This window comes from Micromonospora sp. NPDC006431 (genome assembly GCF_042870725.1).
Classification (GTDB): domain Bacteria; phylum Actinomycetota; class Actinomycetes; order Mycobacteriales; family Micromonosporaceae; genus Micromonospora.
The window spans coordinates 86,266-103,438 of record NZ_JBIAHQ010000016.1 but is presented as its reverse complement, the minus strand read 5'-3'; the positions used below and the strand labels follow the sequence as shown (position 1 = coordinate 103,438).

19 protein-coding genes and 1 riboswitch are annotated in these 17,173 nt (G+C 72.3%); of the genes, 2 read left to right on the top strand and 17 right to left on the bottom strand.

Annotated elements, in window-relative coordinates; genetic code table 11:
• Positions 1-3: 3 nt before the first annotated feature.
• The gene (locus ACFYM6_RS24830) at positions 4-495 is read right to left on the bottom strand and encodes a MarR family winged helix-turn-helix transcriptional regulator (protein ID WP_387279141.1); all 492 of its coding nucleotides are present in this window, start codon (positions 493-495) and stop codon (positions 4-6) included.
• A 51-nt stretch (positions 496-546) separates the two neighbouring features.
• On the opposite strand from ACFYM6_RS24830, the gene pip reads away from it, so the two are divergent.
• Entirely contained in the window at positions 547-1,494 is a 948-nt protein-coding gene (gene pip, locus ACFYM6_RS24825) for a prolyl aminopeptidase (protein WP_387279139.1), read from the top strand.
• 50 nt (positions 1,495-1,544) lie between these two features.
• On the opposite strand, the gene ACFYM6_RS24820 is transcribed toward pip, so the two are convergent.
• On the bottom strand, positions 1,545-2,732 hold the full coding sequence (locus tag ACFYM6_RS24820) for a chorismate-binding protein (RefSeq protein WP_387279137.1): 1,188 nt from the start codon (positions 2,730-2,732) through the stop codon (positions 1,545-1,547).
• Positions 2,733-2,855: 123 nt separating this feature from the next.
• Here ACFYM6_RS24820 and ACFYM6_RS24815 point away from each other — a divergent pair, with 123 nt between their 5' ends.
• A complete protein-coding gene (locus ACFYM6_RS24815; protein WP_073833165.1) occupies positions 2,856-3,056 on the top strand; it encodes a DUF5999 family protein in 201 nt (66 codons plus the stop codon).
• Positions 3,057-3,141: 85 nt separating this feature from the next.
• Here ACFYM6_RS24815 and gcvP read toward each other — a convergent pair whose 3' ends face one another.
• From gcvP to ACFYM6_RS24740, 15 genes are all read right to left on the bottom strand, one after another.
• Positions 3,142-5,961, bottom strand: coding sequence for an aminomethyl-transferring glycine dehydrogenase (gene gcvP / locus ACFYM6_RS24810; protein WP_387279135.1), 2,820 nt, complete (start codon positions 5,959-5,961; stop codon positions 3,142-3,144).
• Positions 5,962-6,034: 73 nt separating this feature from the next.
• Positions 6,035-6,134: riboswitch (glycine riboswitch) on the bottom strand.
• Positions 6,135-6,197: 63 nt separating this feature from the next.
• On the bottom strand, positions 6,198-7,061 hold the full coding sequence (locus ACFYM6_RS24805) for an NAD-dependent protein deacetylase (protein WP_387279133.1): 864 nt from the start codon (positions 7,059-7,061) through the stop codon (positions 6,198-6,200).
• A 197-nt stretch (positions 7,062-7,258) separates the two neighbouring features.
• Entirely contained in the window at positions 7,259-8,005 is a 747-nt protein-coding gene (locus ACFYM6_RS24800; RefSeq protein WP_387279132.1) for a cell division protein DivIVA, read from the bottom strand.
• A gap of 108 nt (positions 8,006-8,113) precedes the next feature.
• Entirely contained in the window at positions 8,114-9,280 is a 1,167-nt protein-coding gene (locus ACFYM6_RS24795) for a globin domain-containing protein (RefSeq protein WP_387279130.1), read from the bottom strand.
• A 2-nt stretch (positions 9,281-9,282) separates the two neighbouring features.
• Positions 9,283-9,678 (bottom strand): group 1 truncated hemoglobin, encoded by a 396-nt coding sequence (locus tag ACFYM6_RS24790; RefSeq protein ID WP_387279128.1) that lies wholly within the window; start codon positions 9,676-9,678, stop codon positions 9,283-9,285.
• Between the two features lie 505 nt (positions 9,679-10,183).
• Positions 10,184-10,777 carry a MerR family transcriptional regulator gene (locus ACFYM6_RS24785; protein WP_387279126.1) on the bottom strand — a complete coding sequence of 198 codons (594 nt, stop codon included), beginning with the start codon at positions 10,775-10,777 and terminating at the stop codon, positions 10,184-10,186.
• Positions 10,778-10,992: 215 nt separating this feature from the next.
• Positions 10,993-11,457 carry a bifunctional nuclease family protein gene (locus ACFYM6_RS24780; RefSeq protein WP_073833177.1) on the bottom strand — a complete coding sequence of 155 codons (465 nt, stop codon included), beginning with the start codon at positions 11,455-11,457 and terminating at the stop codon, positions 10,993-10,995.
• 211 nt (positions 11,458-11,668) lie between these two features.
• Positions 11,669-12,370: a MerR family transcriptional regulator gene (locus ACFYM6_RS24775; RefSeq protein WP_387279124.1), complete on the bottom strand. Its 702-nt coding sequence runs from the start codon at positions 12,368-12,370 to the stop codon at positions 11,669-11,671.
• Between the two features lie 50 nt (positions 12,371-12,420).
• Positions 12,421-12,873 (bottom strand): FHA domain-containing protein, encoded by a 453-nt coding sequence (locus tag ACFYM6_RS24770; RefSeq protein ID WP_007071101.1) that lies wholly within the window; start codon positions 12,871-12,873, stop codon positions 12,421-12,423.
• Between the two features lie 217 nt (positions 12,874-13,090).
• On the bottom strand, positions 13,091-13,471 hold the full coding sequence (gcvH, locus tag ACFYM6_RS24765; RefSeq protein ID WP_357438583.1) for a glycine cleavage system protein GcvH: 381 nt from the start codon (positions 13,469-13,471) through the stop codon (positions 13,091-13,093).
• A gap of 57 nt (positions 13,472-13,528) precedes the next feature.
• Complete coding sequence (locus ACFYM6_RS24760) at positions 13,529-14,434, bottom strand: DUF881 domain-containing protein (RefSeq protein ID WP_387279121.1); 906 nt, start codon at positions 14,432-14,434, stop codon at positions 13,529-13,531.
• A gap of 6 nt (positions 14,435-14,440) precedes the next feature.
• Positions 14,441-14,773 (bottom strand): small basic family protein, encoded by a 333-nt coding sequence (locus ACFYM6_RS24755; protein ID WP_073833183.1) that lies wholly within the window; start codon positions 14,771-14,773, stop codon positions 14,441-14,443.
• Positions 14,770-15,717: a DUF881 domain-containing protein gene (locus ACFYM6_RS24750; protein WP_387279119.1), complete on the bottom strand. Its 948-nt coding sequence runs from the start codon at positions 15,715-15,717 to the stop codon at positions 14,770-14,772. Before ACFYM6_RS24750 ends, ACFYM6_RS24755 begins: the two co-directional genes overlap by 4 nt.
• Entirely contained in the window at positions 15,714-16,355 is a 642-nt protein-coding gene (locus tag ACFYM6_RS24745; protein WP_073833187.1) for a CDP-alcohol phosphatidyltransferase family protein, read from the bottom strand. The genes ACFYM6_RS24750 and ACFYM6_RS24745 overlap by 4 nt, the downstream gene beginning before the upstream one ends.
• Before the next feature lie 325 nt (positions 16,356-16,680).
• A complete protein-coding gene (locus tag ACFYM6_RS24740; RefSeq protein WP_387279116.1) occupies positions 16,681-17,151 on the bottom strand; it encodes a MarR family transcriptional regulator in 471 nt (156 codons plus the stop codon).
• Between the last annotated feature and the right edge of the window lie 22 nt (positions 17,152-17,173).

Sequence of the window (17,173 nt, the reverse complement as noted above, 5' to 3'; positions counted from 1 at the left end):
GGCTCAGGCCGGCCGGCCGGTGGGGGTCAGGCCGGTGTCGGCGATGCGGTCGCGCAGCGGGCGGCGGCGCAGCGCCGCGAGGACCGCGTACAGCTCGTCGGCCAAGGGTACGGGCAGTTCGGCGTCGAGCTGCCGCATGGCGGTGGTGGTGGCCGCCCATTCGGCCTCGATGACGGGCAGCAGGGCGCGGGCCCGGTCGGTGAGGGTGACGATGCGCTGCCGGGCGTCGGCGCCGGGGGTGAGGGTGACCATGCCGGCGCGGCTCATCTGGGCGACGGTCTGGCTGGCCGCGGAGTGGGTGACCCCGACCCGGGCGGCGAGGTCGCGGATGGGCAGCGGCCCGTCGGCGACCAGCGCCCGCACCAGCGGCGAGTACCGGGGCCGGTAGTCGGCCAGGTCCAGGTCGTCGTAGACGGCGGCGACGTCGCCGTCGAGCAGCTCGAGGACGTGGCGCAGCAGGGTGCCGAGCGCCTCGCGGTCGGGGGTGGCGGTCACGTCCGCTAATGTAACAGCGCTGTTGTATCTGGGCCTCGGGAGGGGAACCGCATGTATCCGGAGATCGAGCCGTACGCGCACGGCCTGCTCGACGTCGGCGACGGCCAGCACGTCTACTGGGAGAGCTGCGGCAACCCCGACGGCCGCCCCGCCCTGGTCGTGCACGGCGGCCCCGGCTCCGGCGCCACCGCGTCCTGGCGGCGGCTGTTCGACCCGGCCGCCTACCGGATCATCCTGTTCGACCAGCGCGGCTGCGGGCGCAGCACCCCGCACGCCAGCGACCCGGCCGTGGACCTGTCGGTCAACACCACCGCCCACCTGCTCGCCGACATGGAACGGCTGCGCGAGCACCTCGGCGTCGACCGGTGGCTGCTGTGCGGCGCCTCCTGGGGCTCGTCGCTGTCCCTGGCCTACGCCCAGCGCCACCCGCAGCGGGTCACCGCGCTGGTGCTGTTCAGCGTGGTCGCCAACACCCGCCGCGAGATCGGCTGGGTGACCCGGGACATGGGCCGGATCTTCCCGCAGGAGTGGGCCCGGTTCCGTGACGGCGTGCCCGCGGCGGACCGGGACGGCGACCTGTCCGCCGCGTACGCCCGCCTGGTCAACGACCCGGACCCCGCCGTGCGGGAGCAGGCCGAGCGTGACTGGTGCGCCTGGGAGGACGTGCACGTCTCCCTCGCCGGCGGCTTCACGCCCAGCCCCCGCTACGCCGACCCGGTGTTCCGGGCGTGCTTCGTCCGGATCGTGACCCACTACTGGAGCAACCTCGGCTTCCTGCCCGACGGCCAGTTGCTGCGTGACGCCGGGAAGCTCGCCGGCATCCCGGGTGTACTGGTGCAGGGCCGCCTCGACGTCAGCGGCCCGCCGGACATCGCCTGGCAGCTCACCCGCGACTGGCCGGACGCCCGGCTGGAGATCGTGGAGTCCGGCGGCCACGGCAGCGGCCACGGCGTGGGCGAGCGGGTGGTGGCGGCGCTGGACGCCTTCGCCCGCGCCTGACCGGCCCGCCGAGGGCCGCGCACCCGCATCCGGCGCCGCGCGGCGGGGCTTCAGCCGGCGGCGAGCAGCGCGCGCACCGGGGCGGCCTTCGCGGCCGCCTCGGCGACCTCGGCCGCCGGGTCGCTGCCCCAGGTGATGCCGCCGCCGGCCCACAGGTGCAGCCCTTCGGCGTCGGCCGCGGCGGTGCGGATGGTCAGCCCCAGGTCGAGCCGGTCGGGTCCGACCCAGCCGAGGGCGCCCATGCCTGCGCCCCGCCCGACCGGTTCCAGGGCCGCGATCCGGTCCAGCGCGGCGAGTTTCGGGGCGCCGGTCACCGACCCGCCGGGGCAGACCGCGCGCAGCAGGTCGGCCAGGCCCAGCCCGTCGGCGGGCGCCGCGGACACCGTCGACTCCGCCTGCCACAGGTCGCACCACCGGCGTACGGCGAACAGCTCGTCGACCCGCACCGAGCCGGTGCGGGCCACCCGGGCCAGGTCGTTGCGTTCCAGGTCGACGATCATCACGTGCTCGGCGCGTTCCTTGGCGGAGGCGAGCAGCTCCCGGCGTCCGGCGGGGGTGGCCGGCCGGGTGCCCTTGATCGGCCGGGTGACCAGCCGGCCGTGCTCGAGGGCGACCAGCGTCTCCGGGGAGGCGCAGCCGACCGCCCAGCCGAGCCCGGACAGGGTGCCGCCGTAGCGGGCGCCGGGCAGGGCGGCCAGCCGGGCCAGGGCGGGCAGCGGGTCCCCGGCGTACGGGGCGGCGGCGTGGCCGACGAGGTTGACCTGGTACACGTCGCCGCGGCCGATGGCGGCGCGCACCGCGGCCACGGCGTTCTCGTGCTCGCGGGGCGTCCAGCTGTCCCGCCAGTCCCCCAGCCACCAGCCGCCGCCGGCCGGGCGGGCGGGCGGGCGCGGTGCGTGGCCGTAGACGACCACCACCAGATCCGGCAGCGCCGGTACGGGGCTGGGCGCCCCCGGCGCGCCGCCGGCGGTCAGGGCCCCGGCGGCGGCGGACAGGTACAGGGCGGCGCCGCACACCCCGGTCGGGTCGTGCGTGCCGGTGCGGGCCAGGTCGTGCCGGACGATCCCGTGGGCGGCGAGGAACTCCTGCGCCAGCACGGCGGGGTCGCCGCCGTCGGCGGGGTGCCACTGCAGCCGGGCCCGTTCCACGAGCCGGTCCCGGCATCCGGCGGGCGCGCCGGGCACGTCGGCACCACCCCGTGAAAGCGCTTCCACGCCGAATGGCTTGCTGCCACTCATCCGTTCAGCCGATTTCGGGTGAACAAGACGGAAGCCTGCTCGATAGCGCGCGCTTCCGCTTGGTACTGTGCGTCACTGGTCATGTGAACCATGACACAGCGCCCCCACAGCCCGGAGAACCCGATGTGCCAGCACCAACCCACCTGCCCCTCCGCCGAGGCGACTGACCGCGAAGCCGCCCGCGTCCTCGCCTGTTTCCGTGAGCAGGGCTGGAGCCTGCTCTGCAACGGAGTCATCGTCTTCGAGGACACCGGCGAACTGCTCCCCGACGGCAGCACCATCGCCCCGCACCGCGGCCCCGCCCGACACGCCCTCGTCGCCTGATTGATCACGCTCCGTCAGGAGCGTACGCGTCGACCCGTCGGCGCACCGGCCGGGGCGGCGAACCGCACCGCCCCGGCGTCACCCGTCAGCTCTCGAACGCCTCCGGCGACGGACACGAGCAGACCAGGTTCCGGTCGCCGTACGCGCCGTCGATCCGCCGCACCGGCGGCCAGTACTTCCCCGCCCGGTCCACGCCAGCCGGGTACGCTCCCACCGACCGCGGGTACGGGTGCGGCCATTCGTCCGCCGACACCATCGCCGCCGTGTGCGGGGCGTTGCACAGCGGATTGTCCCCGGCCGGCCACTCACCCGAGGCCACCTTGTCGATCTCCGCCCGGATCGCGATCATCGCGTCGCAGAACCGGTCCAGCTCGGCCAGGTCCTCACTCTCGGTCGGCTCCACCATCAGCGTCCCCGCCACCGGGAACGACATCGTCGGCGCGTGGAACCCGTAGTCGATCAGCCGCTTCGCCACGTCGTCGACGCTCACCCCGGTCGCCCTGGTCAACGGCCGCAGGTCCAGGATGCACTCGTGCGCCACCAGGCCCTTGTTGCCGGCGTACAGCACCGGGAAATGGTTCCGCAGCCGCGCCGCCACGTAGTTCGCCGCCAACACCGCCACCCCGGTCGCCCGGGCCAGACCCTCGGCCCCCATCATCCGCAGGTACGCCCACGGGATCGGCAGGATCCCCGCCGACCCGAACCGGGCGGCCGAGATCGCCGGCCGGCCCTCCTGCGCCACCCCGAACGGGTCGCCGGGCAGGAACGGCGCCAGGTGCGCCCGCACCGCCACCGGCCCCACACCCGGCCCACCACCGCCGTGCGGGATGCAGAACGTCTTGTGCAGGTTCAGGTGCGACACGTCCGCCCCGAACCGGCCCGGCTTGGCGAACCCGACGAGGGCGTTGAGGTTCGCCCCGTCGACGTACACCTGACCGCCGGCGTCGTGCACCTTGGCACACAACTGCCCGATGCCCGTCTCGTACACCCCGTGCGTCGACGGGTACGTCACCATGATCGCGGCCAGCGCGTCCCGATGCTTGTCGATCTTCGCGTCGAGGTCGACCAGGTCGACGTTGCCGTCCACGTCGCAGGCCACCACGACGACCCGCATCCCGGCCATCACCGCCGACGCCGCGTTGGTGCCGTGCGCCGACGACGGGATCAGGCACACGTCCCGATGCCCCTGCCCCCGCTGCCGGTGGTACGCCCGGATCGCCAGCAGCCCCGCCAGCTCACCCTGCGAGCCGGCGTTGGGCTGCACGCTGACCGCGTCGTACCCGGTCACCTCCGCCAGCCAGTCCTCCAACTGGCCGATCAGCTCCCGGTACCCGGCGGTCTGCTCCGCCGGCGCGAACGGGTGCAGGTGCGCGAACTCCGGCCAGGTGACCGCCTCCATCTCGGTGGTGGCGTTCAGCTTCATCGTGCACGACCCCAGCGGGATCATGCCCCGGTCCAGCGCGTAGTCGAAGTCCGACAGCCGCCGCAGGTACCGCAGCATCGCCGTCTCCGAGTGGTGGCTGCGGAACACCGGGTGGGTGAGGAAGTCCGACGTGCGCGCCAGCCCCTGCGGCAGCGCCGCACCGCCGGCACCGTCGAAGGCGGGCACCCCGAAGGCCGCCCACACCGCCGCCAGGTGCGCGAGGGTCGTCGTCTCGTCGCAGGCGATCCCCACCCGGTCGGCGTCGACCAGCCGCAGGTTCACGTTCCGCCGCGCCGCGGCGGCGACCACCTCGGCGGCCCGCCCCGGCACCGTCGCGGTGACCGTGTCGAAGAACGCCACGTCCGCGACCTGCACGCCGCCGGCCCGCAGCCCGGCCGCCAGCCGCGCCGCCAGCTCATGGGTACGCCGGGCGATCGCCCGCAGCCCGTCCGGGCCGTGGTAGACCGCGTACATCCCGGCCATCACCGCCAGCAGCACCTGCGCGGTGCAGATGTTGCTGGTCGCCTTCTCCCGCCGGATGTGCTGCTCGCGGGTCTGCAACGCCAGCCGGTACGCCGGGTTTCCGTCGATGTCCTTCGACACCCCGACGAGCCGGCCGGGCAGCATCCGCTCCAGGCCCGCCCGGACCGCCAGGTAGCCGGCGTGCGGCCCACCGAAGCCCATCGGCACCCCGAACCGCTGCGTGGTGCCGGCGGCGATGTCGGCGCCGATCTCCCCCGGCGGACGCAGCAGCGTCAACGCCAGCAGGTCCGCCGCCACACACACCAGCGCCCCGACCTGGTGCGCCGCCGCCACCAGGCCGGTGTGGTCCCGGACCGCCCCGGACGCGCCCGGGTACTGCAGGTGCAGGCCGAAGAACTCACCGGGCAGCTCGTCCCGCTCGACGTCGAGCACCCGCACGTCGATGCCGAGCGGCTCCGCCCGGCCGGCGATCACCGCGATGGTCTGCGGCAGGGTGTCGGCGTCCACCACGTACACCGGGCTCTTGCTCCTGGACGCCCGGCGGGCGAGGGTCATCGCCTCGGCCGCCGCGGTGCCCTCGTCGAGCATCGACGCGTTCGCGGTGGCCAACCCGGTCAAATCGGTGACCATGGTCTGGAAGTTCAGCAGCGCCTCCAGCCGGCCCTGGCTGATCTCCGGCTGGTACGCCGTGTACGCCGTGTACCAGGCCGGGCTCTCCAGCACGTTGCGGCGGATCACCGCCGGAGTGTGGGTGCCGTGGTAGCCCAGACCGATCATCGACACCGCGACGGTGTTGCGGGCGGCCAGGGCGCGCAGCTCGGCGATCGCCTCCCGTTCACTGGCCGCGGCCGGCAGGTCCAGGGTGCCGTGCCAGCGGATCACCTCGGGGATCGCGGCGTCCATCAGCTCGTCGATGGAGCTGTAGCCGACGGTCTCCAGCATCCGGCGCTCGTCGCCGGGGTCGGGGCCGATGTGCCGGTCGGCGAACTGCTCTGTCATGCGCGGCGCTCCTTGTCGGGGCGAGGTCGACGGATCGGCCTCCCCCTGAGTCGCGCTGACGCGCTCCACAGTGCCTGCCCACGTGGTCCTTTTGCCTGAGAGGTTCCGGGGAGGAATCTGCCCCTTCGGCGCCGTCCGGGTGGTTTCCGGGCGGTCTCTCCCGCGTGGGTGGTACCGGCATGGTCAACGCTACCAGCGACCGGGTTTCCGGCTCATCTCCGACCCTGCCGGCTGGCCTACACCGCGGCCGGCTCCCCGGCGACGCCGCTCACGGCGGGCGCCCCGATCCGGTCGGCCAGCGCGGGCAGCACCTCACCCAGCGGCCGGTCCACGAGCACGGTGGCCTGCCCGTCGCCGCGGGTCGGCCCCTGGTTGACGATGGCCACCGGGATGCCCAGCCTCGCCGCCCGGATCACGAACCGCCGCCCGGACATCACCGTCAACGACGAGCCGAGCACCAGCAGCGCCCGAGCCCGCTCGACCAGGGCGAAACAGTCGGCGACCCGGGATGCCGGCACCGTCTCGCCGAAGAACACCACGTCCGGTTTCAGCATGCCGGTGCCGCAGACACCGCAGTCGAGGGTGCGGAACCCGGCCACCGCCCCGTCGGGCAGGTCGACGTCACCGTCGGGGTTGACGTGGGCGACCTGCGCGGCGAAGCCCGGGTTCGCCTCCCGCAGCCGCCGGTCCAGTTCCTCCCGGGAGGTCAGGTTGCCGCAGTCCAGGCAGACCACCTCGTCGAGACGGCCGTGCAGCTCGACCACCCCGCTGCTGCCGGCGGCGCTGTGCAGCCCGTCCACGTTCTGGGTGATGATCCCGCCGACCAGGCCCGCCTGCTGCAACCGGGCCACCGCCCGGTGCCCGGCGTTCGGGGCGGCCCGCGCGATCAGCCGCCACCCCAGGTGGCTGCGCGCCCAGTACCGCCGCCGCGCGTCCGGGTCCCCGGTGAACGCCTGGTACGTCATCGGGGTGTGCCGGCGGGCGGCGCCGCTGGGCCCCCGGTAGTCCGGGATGCCCGACTCGGTGGACAACCCGGCGCCGCTGAGCACCACGACGTCCCCGGCGCCCACCAGCCCGGCCAACACGTCGATCTCCGTCACCCGTCCATGCTGCCTCAACCGCCGCCCCGGCTCCCACCGGGTGACCGCCCTCACCCGCCCAGGCGACGACCCCACCCGCGGGACCCGCCAGCAGCCGAGGGCCGGCGGGCGGTGCGGCTCACCCCGGCAGCCGACCAGGTGGCACCGCCGCGGCGGTCCCGGGTCGGCCCACCGGCGTGGCGGGCCGACCTCGGAGATCAGCGCTGCTGGTGGCGGGGCGGCAACGCCACCCGCACCCGGCCCCCGCCCACCGGCGCGGTGCCCACCTGAGCGCCCCCGCCCACCGGCGCAGCGCCGGCGGCCGCCGGAGCCCCGGTGACCTCCGCGGCGATCCGCTCCATGGTCCGCGCCAGCTGCTCACTGCCGTCGTCGAGGTGCCGGGCCGCCGCCTGCATGTGCGAGATCATCATCTCGCCGAAGATCCGCAGCGCCTCCCGCGTCGCCACGGAGTCGTCAAAGCTCGCGCCGGCGTTGCTGCGGTAGTCCGCCACCGCCCGCTCGGCCTCCTGCTTCGCCTCCTCGGCCGCCGCCCGCATGTAGCTCTCGTACTGCATCCGCGCGTACTCGGCCACCCGCTGGGCGTAGTCGTGCGCCTGCGCGATGATCTGCTCGGCCTCCCGCTGCGCCGCCGACAGCAGGTTGACCTCCTTCGCCGCGGGCAGCTTCGCCGCCGCCCCCGTGCTCGGGATCACCCCGTGCCGGTGCAGCTCCAGGTGGTCGTTGAGCCGCTCGTTCTCCGCCCGCAGGTTCGCCACCTGCGTCGCCAGCACATCCAGCTCGTCGGCCACCTGCATCCGGAACCGGTCCACGTCCGTGGGCTCGTACCCACGGCGGGTGAACGACGCCGCGCCGAACTCCCACCGCCGCACCCGGTCCGAGGTCAACCGGACCTGCACGCTGGAGACCTGGCCCCCGTCATACCTGCTGATCGGGGTTGCGCTCACCGGGCTCCCCTTTCGTTCGCGACTGCGGGCCTCGCAAGCTCACTCCTCGCGCTCACCCGGCTCCCCTCTCGTTCGCGACTGCGGGGCTCGCAAGCTCACTCCTCGCGCTCACCGGACACCTCCGGAATCGTCAGAGGCGGTCGCGGTCCGCCACATCGGCCCGTACCAGTGCTTGCCGAAACCCTCATGGTGCAGCTGACCCGGGTGGTAGCCCGCCCTGGTCAACGTCGTCACCGAATGATTGACCATCTCGTCCGAGCCGCAGATGTACACGTGCCGGGACCGCCAGTCCCCGTCGGCCAGCGCCCGGTCCACCACGTGCCCGAACTCCCCCGGCCGCTGAAGGTCCATACCCACCACGTAGGTGACCGCCAACCACGGATACGACGCCGCCAGCTTCTCGATCGCCTCGTTGTCGTAGAACTCGGCAGCCGACCGGGCCCCCACATACAGATCGACCCGGCGGCGGGACCCCTCCGCCGCGACCTGCTCCACCAGGGACTTCAGCGGGGCCCAGCCGGTGCCGCTGCCCAGCAGCAGCAGATCGGAGGTGCCGGCCGGCCACAGCGTCAACCGGTCCCCCACCGGGGCGGCCAGGTGGACCTGGTCACCCACCGCGCACCCGTACACCAGCCGCGACGACACCGCGCCGCCCGGCGCCGCGCGCACGTGCAGCTCCAGCGTGCCGTCCGCCCGGGGCGCGTTCGCCGGCGAGTAGTACCGCCACGCCCGCACCGCCGGATGGGACACCCCGATCGACTGGCCCGGCGCGAACGGCAGCAGGTACTGCGGACGCAGCGTCAGCACCGCCAGATCGAACGCCCGCCGCTCATGCCCGAGAACCTCGGCCAACCACCACGGCGGGTTCACCGCCTCGGCCGCCTGCGCCGCGTCGATCATCACCTGCGACACCAGCCCGTACGCGGCCGTCCAGTCCTGCGCCAGCTCGTCGGTCCACGCCTCGCCGAGGAAATGCTGCAACGTCGCCACCAGCGCCTCACCGACGGCTGGGTAGTGCTCCGGGCGCACCGCGAACTTGCGGTGGTCGGCGCCGAGATCCTGCAGGAACCCGACCAGGCTGTCGACCTGGTCCACGTGGGACACGATGTGCCCCAACGCGGTCACCAGCCGATCCCGCTGCCCGGCCATGTTCGTGGGGAACATCTGCCGGATCTCCGGATGGGACAGGAACAACATGGAATAGAAGTAGAGCGGCACCTGGTCGCCGTGCGCGGCGACCAGGGACCAACTCTGCTTCAGTCGTGCCGCATCCACACTCAGACGCCCGTTCCGCTTCCCTGGGCCACCACCTGGTCCTGCACCTTCTCCAGGACGACCTGCACGTAACCGATGATGTCGCCCGGCACGCCCAACTCCGTCAGCGTCGCCGTCAGGTGCTCACCGACCTTGACGTAGTGCGCCACCGGAATGTTCAACGGCTGGTGCACCTCGGCCAGCTCACGGCCCTCGTACTCGTTCGGTCCGCCGAGCACCACGGTGAGCATCAACGCGAGGTGCCGTCGCTGCTCGGCCATGTTGAGCTCGGTGAAGTAGCCGGCCAGCTCCGGGTCGGCGAGCACCTTGTCGTAGAACAGGGCCACCGCCGCCTTGACCGAACTGGCGCCGCCAATCCGCTCGTAGTGGGACGGCGCGGTCTCTTCAATAACCGTCACGGTCGTTCCTTCCAGGGTGAAAGGCCGCGCGACTCGGCGCGGAGGGGCAACCGGTCGGCTGGCGGGAGGTGCCGTAACGTTCAGTGCCAGCGCGACCGTGTGGGACCTTAGCGCGCCATCCGGATAAAGGCACGGCCGGCCTATCAGATTTTTGACAACCACCGACCGGCCAGCGTCGTCATCAGCCGGAAGGACGTTTCATCGTCGGGCACACCCGACAGTGACAGCGCGTCACCGGCGGTGAACCTGGCCACGTGACACCCTCCACCCTGGACCACCCCCACCAGCAACCACCGCGCCCGGCCGACGACGGGCCGTGACCACGGTAGACGTCATCCGGCACGGCACCCAGTCGCACCGCGCCACCAGTCCCACCCACCGGACCAGCCCGGCAAACCACCAGCCGCCCTGACACGCAGCGCAACAAAGGATCGCGTCGGGCTCCAGCCACGACGCGATCCCACACACCGGCCCCGACAGGAAGCCCCGCCGACGCGCCGCCAGCTCAGCCCGCCCGACGACGCGCCCGACGTGCCGCCAACTCGTCACCCACCGACTCCGCCGACGGCGACTCCGCCGACTCCTCGCCAGCACGACCCGATGTATCCGCCGGCTCCGCCGGCAGCGTCGACAACGACCCCTGGATCTCCTTGAACGCGCCACCGATCGCGATGCCGAACACCCCCTGGCCGCCCTGCAACAGGTCGACCACCTCCTCCGGCGACCGGCACTCGTACACCGACGTCCCATCGGAGATCAACGTGATGCCCGCCAGGTCCTCCACGCCACGCGACCGCAACGCCTCGATCGCCCTACGGATGTTCTGCAACGACACCCCGGCGTCCAACAGCCGCTTCACGACCTTCAACACCACCAGGTCGCGGAAGGAGTACAACCGGGACGTCCCCGACCCCGACGCGTCCCGCACGCTCGGCACCACCAGGCCCGTACGAGCCCAGTAGTCCAACTGTCGGTAACTGATGCCCACCGCGTGACACGCCGTCACGCCCCGGTAGCCCACCTCGCCGTCACCGCCCGGCGCGGGCGGCACACCCGCCTGCTGCTCCGTACCCGGACCAGGATCTCGCGGCTCGTGCATCCGGACAACCTCCCCGCCCGTGCGGTGACACGCCGCCTCTCCGCGCACGTGCACCCCTCGACACCGCAACCCTATCGCCGCACCAAGGAGTTACCACGCACGAACCACCGCGACACGCCGCGCAACCAGCAGGAAGATCACCCACAGCAAGCGACGCTCACCCACCGTGACACCGGTGCGCCAGGCCACCCGACCCCACCCGGGCCGGCCACCAGTCAGCCCGCGAAATCCTCCGGCCGCACCTGCTCCAGGAACTCCCGGAACTTCTCCACCTCGTCCTCCTGCTCGTCCGGGATCACGATCCCCGCCTCACTGAGGACCTGCTCCGCACAACGAATCGGAGCCCCCACCCGCAACGCCAACGCGATGGAGTCACTCGGCCGCGCCGACACCCGCACCCCGTCACCGATCAACAGATCGGCGTAGAAGACGTTCTCCTTCAACTCGGTGATCTCCACCGCCCGCAACGGCGCCTGCAACGCCGCCAGCACGTCCCGCAAAAGATCATGCGTCAACGGCCGCGCCGGCTTGACCCCCTGCTGCTCGTAGGCGATCGCCGTCGCCTCGACCGCGCCGATCCAGATCGGCAGATAGCGGTCCCCCTCGACCTCCCGCAGCAGGACGATCGGCTGGTTGCTGGGCAGCTCCACCCGAACTCCGACCACGCTCAGCTCGCGCACCGCCGCCTCCGTGTCGTTGTCACCTACGCCCGCACCGCGCCCTTCCCTGCACGGTACACGGACCGCGACACGAGAGTCCCATGCGCTACGTGCACCACGCCTCGCCAGAACGGGTTACCCCGGCAAGCCTACGACACGCTTCCCGAGCCAGATCTTTCCGCGCCCACCGACAGCAGAGGCCGGGCGCCCCCACGACACCCGGCCCCACACCTCACCGACCCAACGTCGACCGCAACCCCACCCGCACCAACGCCGCGTGCAACTGCTGCGACAACGCCACCAACTCCCGCGCCGTCTCCGCCGCCCGCGCCCGCGCCGCCGGATCACTCTGCCGCGCCAACGGCGCCACCAACTGCGCGAACAGACCGACCTCCCGATCCGCCGCCGTCCGGTACCCCCGCAGATGCCGCGGCTCTAACCCGTACGCCGCCAACCCCGCCACCGCCCGCGCGATGATCAACGCGTCCGCGTCGTACCAACCCGGCGGATCCGACACCAGCACACCGAGCCGCTCCAACTCGGCCAACGTCGACTCGTCGACACCACTACGGGAGATCAGATCCGCCCGCCCCAGCCGTACCTCCGACGACTCGGCGGACCCCGCCCCCTCCCGACCCGGCACCTCACCACCGGGACCGACCGCCACCAACGCCGGCCGCTGCCGCCCCGGCGCCGCACCCGACGCGTCCCACTCCGCCAACTGATCACGGATCACCCGCAACGGCAGATACTGGTCCCGCTGCGCGGTCAACACGAACCGCAACCGCGCCACATCGTCCCAGCTGTACTTCCGATACCCCGCCGGCGTCCGCTGCGGCTCCACCAGGCCCTCGGCCTCCAGAAACCGCAACTTCGAGATGGTGACGTCCGGGAACTCCGCCCGCAACTGCGCCAACACCTCACCGATACTCATCAGCGGTGTGGCACGCGCCGCCCCGGACGGCGTCGAAGCCGCAGGCCCGTTCACCCCCGGCCGGCCTCCTCCTCCGGACGCGGACCGGCGATGAACACCACCCGGAACTTACCGATCTGCACCTCGTCACCATTGCTCAACGTGGCCGCCTCGACACGCTCCCGATTCACGTACGTGCCGTTCAGACTGCCCACGTCCCGCACCGTGAACGTGCCACCGTCCCGGTGGAACTCGGCGTGCCGCCGCGACACCGTCACGTCATCGAGGAAAATGTCACTGTCCGGATGCCGCCCACTCGTCGTCACATCGTGATCCAACAGGAACCGGGCACCCGCATTCGGACCGCGACGAACCACCAGCAGCGCCATCCCCGGCGGCAACGAACCGGACATCCGGCTCGGCACCACATCGGTGTCCGGACCCTCCAGCACTTCGTCGAGCGAACCGAGATTGAGCGTCGAAGTGACGTCGAGCGGGGGGAACTCGTCGTCTGGGCGCGTCATGGGGACCACCTCACGGATCTGTTCGGTCGGCGTCGGGGTAATGGCGGGTCTGGCCGCCGGGCAGTCACACACCCGGCGGCTGGCTCCCCATGCCCGGGAAGGCGCATTCCACAACGCTCAACTATCGGCTTTTCGGTCGACTGGGCGAGCCTAGCCAGCGCCGAAATACAGGGCAACCGGACGCGCGGAGAACCAACCCCGCCGCCCGCAACGACAATCAGCTCTCAGTGAGCTCGCGGTACGCGGCAGCGGTCAACAAACCCTCGACCACCGCCGGATCATCCGCGGTGATCTCCACCAACCATCCCGCACCGTACGGGTCCGTGTTGATCACCTCAGGCGTGTCGGTCAACGCCTCGTTGCGCGCCGACACCGTGCCACTCACCGGCGCGTAGATCTCCGACACACTCTTGGTCGACTCGATCTCACCCAGCGACTCACCCGCCGCCACCACCGCACCTTCGTCCGGCAACTGGACGAACACGATGTCACCCAGGGCGTCCTGAGCGAAGTGCGTGATACCGACCCGGACGGCACCGCCGTCACCGCCCGCCACCCACTCGTGCTCGGCGGTGTACCGCAGATCCTCAGGAATCACCAGCTGCGTCCTTCATCATCGGTGCACCGGGGGGAAAACCGGCGCGGCCCCGACCGGTCAGGAAACCGGCCGGGCGTGTTCCAGCTTGATCGGCGCGTGCAACTGCGAAACCTCCACAGCCTCACGATCCTCGACGATCACGTTACCGCCGGCATCCGTCACCGATGCGACCACCCCGCCGGGAATGTTCAACGCGGTACGCATCGTCGCCGGATCACCGATCACCAGGACCGTGTACGGACCGCTCAACCGCCGCCCGTCCACCACCAGGCCACCATCCTGCCCGTCCACGAAATAGGTCGACGCGATGATCCGCACCGCCGTCCCGTCCGCCCCGGCGATCTGCATGGCCTCCGCGCCCGCACCCCGCAACTCCTGCACCGCGTCCAGGATCCGCGTCGGCGCCAACGCCTTGTCGCCACCCTCGAACCGCACCGACAGACCCGGCCCCACCGCCGGCAACGTGCCCGCCAGGATGCCCAGCTCGTCCGCCCGCCGCGTCGCCTCCTCCAACGCCGCCGCCCGGCCCTGCTCACCCGAGCGCAACTGCCGCTGGCTCTCCTCCAACGCCGCGATGTCCTGCCGCAGCCGCCGCTCCCGCGAATCCAGATCTGACGAGATCCGGACCAGGTCCTCCTCCCGCGTTGCCGCCAGCGTCGGATCCGTCGACGTCGTCTTCAACTGCACCACCAGGGTGAATCCCAGCAACGCCAGCAGCACCGCGATCATCGCCCCCGCCGACGTCAACCGCCGCGACATCGGCTTCGCCGTCGCCGACCCGGCCGGCGCGTCGTCCGCCGGCGGGTCCTCCGCCTCCCGCTCCGCCGGTGCCAACGGGCTCAACTCGTCCGGATCCGGCGCGTCCGGGCGCGGATCCGGCTCACTCGCCGGACCCGGTGGCCGCGCCGGCTTCTCCGGCTCCGGCCAACCCGTGCCCGTCTCCCGGTGCTCCTCGCTCATCACCACAACCTACGCCCGGAACAGGTGCCGACGGATCGCCGCCACGTTCCCGAAGATGCGCACCCCGAGCACGACCACCACGCCGGTGGACAACTGACCGCCCACACCCAACTGGTCACCCAAGTACACGATCACACCCGCCACCAGCACGTTCGAGATGAACGACACCACGAACTGCTTGTCGTCGAAGATCCGGTCCAGCTTCGCCCGTACGCCACCGAACACCGCGTCCAGCGCGGCCACCACGGCGATCGGCAGATATGGCTGCAACGCCGCCGGCACGGTGGGGTCCAGATACACCCCGAGCAGCACACCGGCGAACAACGCCAGCACCGCGATCATCGGCCACCTCCGGAGGGGCTGGGAGACGTCCGTGAACCGGACGGCCTCGGACTGGTCGAACCGGCGACACCCGAACCCGACGGAGACGGGCTCGGACTCACCGAGGGCTCGGCGTAGATTAGCCGCGGCTGCGGCGCGGCCGGCAGCGTGAGGTCGTCGACGTCCTTCACACCGAACGACAACCCGGTGGTCCGCGCCACGTTGCGCATCAAGTCCGCCGCCCGGCTGCCGTCGAACTTGTCCCGCATCGACCCCGGACCGATCGCCGTCACCTCGTACGGGCTCGTCACCGGGCGGTAGTCCACCAGGATCGCCTCACCCGCCGAACGGATCGTCGACGTCGCCGTCAGCCGTTGCCCGTTGACCGCGACCGCCTCCGCGCCCGCCGCCCACAACGCGTTCGCCACCTTCTGCAGGTCCGAGTACAACACCCGGGACGGACCGGCGTCCGCACCGGTCACCGCGTCCTTGTCCGCCGCCGCGTCGGCCAACCGCACCACCACACCGTCACCGCGCACCCGGCCCAGGCCCGTACCCGCCTCCAGGTTGCGCAACCGGGACGCCTGCGAACCACTCAACGCCGCGTCCCGCTGCCGGCCGACCTCCTCGCGCAGCTGGTCCGCCCGCTCGGTCAACCGGTCCGTCTCGGCCTCCCGCTGCTTGATCTCGGCGATCAGCCCGGCCCGCGCCTTCGCCCGGCTGGGCTGCTCCGCGATCGTCTCCCGGTACGCCACCGCGAACAGAAACCCGATCACCACGAGCACCACCAGGCTGACCGGACGGGCCAGCAGCCGCCGCAACCGCGACGTCGGCCCCTCCCGCCGCCGCGCCGCCGCGTCGACGTACCCCGGATCGAGCGGGTTTTGGAACAGCTCGGTGAGGAAGTCCGGGGCGTACGACCGCGCCGACGGGTCCCCGGCCCGCTCCCGCGGGGCCAGGCTCATGCCGCCGCTCCCGCGCGCCGCGCCCGCATCTCGCGGACCAGGCGGCTGGCCTGCACCACGTACATGCCCCCGGCCACCCAGTAGAGCACCAGACCCCACCAGGCCAGGCCCCAGCCGATCGCCCCGGCCGCCGTGGCGATGCTCGGCGCGGCGGCGGCCAGCAGCAGGGTCGGGAACGCGGCCAGCAGCAGGAACGTCGCCGTCTTGCCGACGTAGTGCACCGGCGGTGGGCCGTAACCGTAGCGGCGCAGCACCCCGAGCGACCCGAGCAGGAGCAGCTCGCGCGCCAGCAGCGCCGCGGTGAACTGCCACGGCACCACCTCGCGCGCGGTGAACGCCAGCAGCGTGGCCAGGATGTAGAGCCGGTCGGCGAGCGGGTCGAGCAGCTCCCCCAGCCGGCTGACCTGGTGCAGCCGGCGGGCGATCCAGCCGTCCACCCAGTCGCTGGTGCCGCCGATCGCTAGCACCACGATCGCCGCGACGTCGGCCCGGACCACGAGGAAGAGGTAGAGGAACAGCGGCACGCCGACGAGCCGGACGAAGCTGATCACGTTCGGCAGGGTGAGGACACGGTCGACCACCACCGCCGTCGCACCGCCGGGAGCCGGATGCTCCGATGGAGCCGGCCGACGCGACACCGAACCCTCCCTTCGCAGCACGACCCGGGACCGACCACGATCGGCCGCTCCTTCGGACGTGCGCGTTGCCGGCCGGTCAGTGCCGGCGCCCTCTGTGATCCCGGGCTGGGACCTCCCCGATGCGGCCCGCGGTCGTGTCGATCGCGGGCCGGCCAGTTGCGCTGCCACTATATCGGGCCGCTCCGGCGTGCCCGGGGCCCGCTTTCGGTCCGGGTGGCCGTGTCTGTCTTCTGTGCGGTGGCGCACCATCCGTAAGGCGTCCTAGGACACTAGTCGGAAGGCGGGACACGGCCGGAATCGTGTGCTGCGCGGGCAAGCGCCGGGGTCAGGCCGTGCGGGCGGTGGAGTCGGCAGCTGCCTGCTGGGCACCGAGCGCCGCCGCCTGGCTGAACGCGAGCAGGGCCAGCAGCAGTTCGTGCTGGACCCGGTGGGGCATCCGGTCCAGCACCGCCTGGACCGCGCTGTGGCGCCGCTCCTTCAGGTCCCGCAACAGGCTCTCGGCCGCGGCGGTGGGGATCAGCCGCACCTCGCGCCGGTCGCGGGGATCGGCCACCCGGCGCAGCAGGCCGACCGCCTCCAGCCGGTCACAGAGCCGGCTGGCCGAGGACGGTACGACGTCCAGCAGCTCGGCCAGCCGGTTCACGTTGGTGTCCGGATGGGCCATGATCAGCGACAGCACCCGGAGCTGGGTCGGCGAGACGCTCACGGTGTGTCGGGGGGCGGCGGAGTCGAGCACACCGATGAGCGCCTCGGCAGCCGCATCGATGGCCGCGGCAAGATTCGGAGATCGCTCCACCCGATGTCCCCTGCGATGTTCG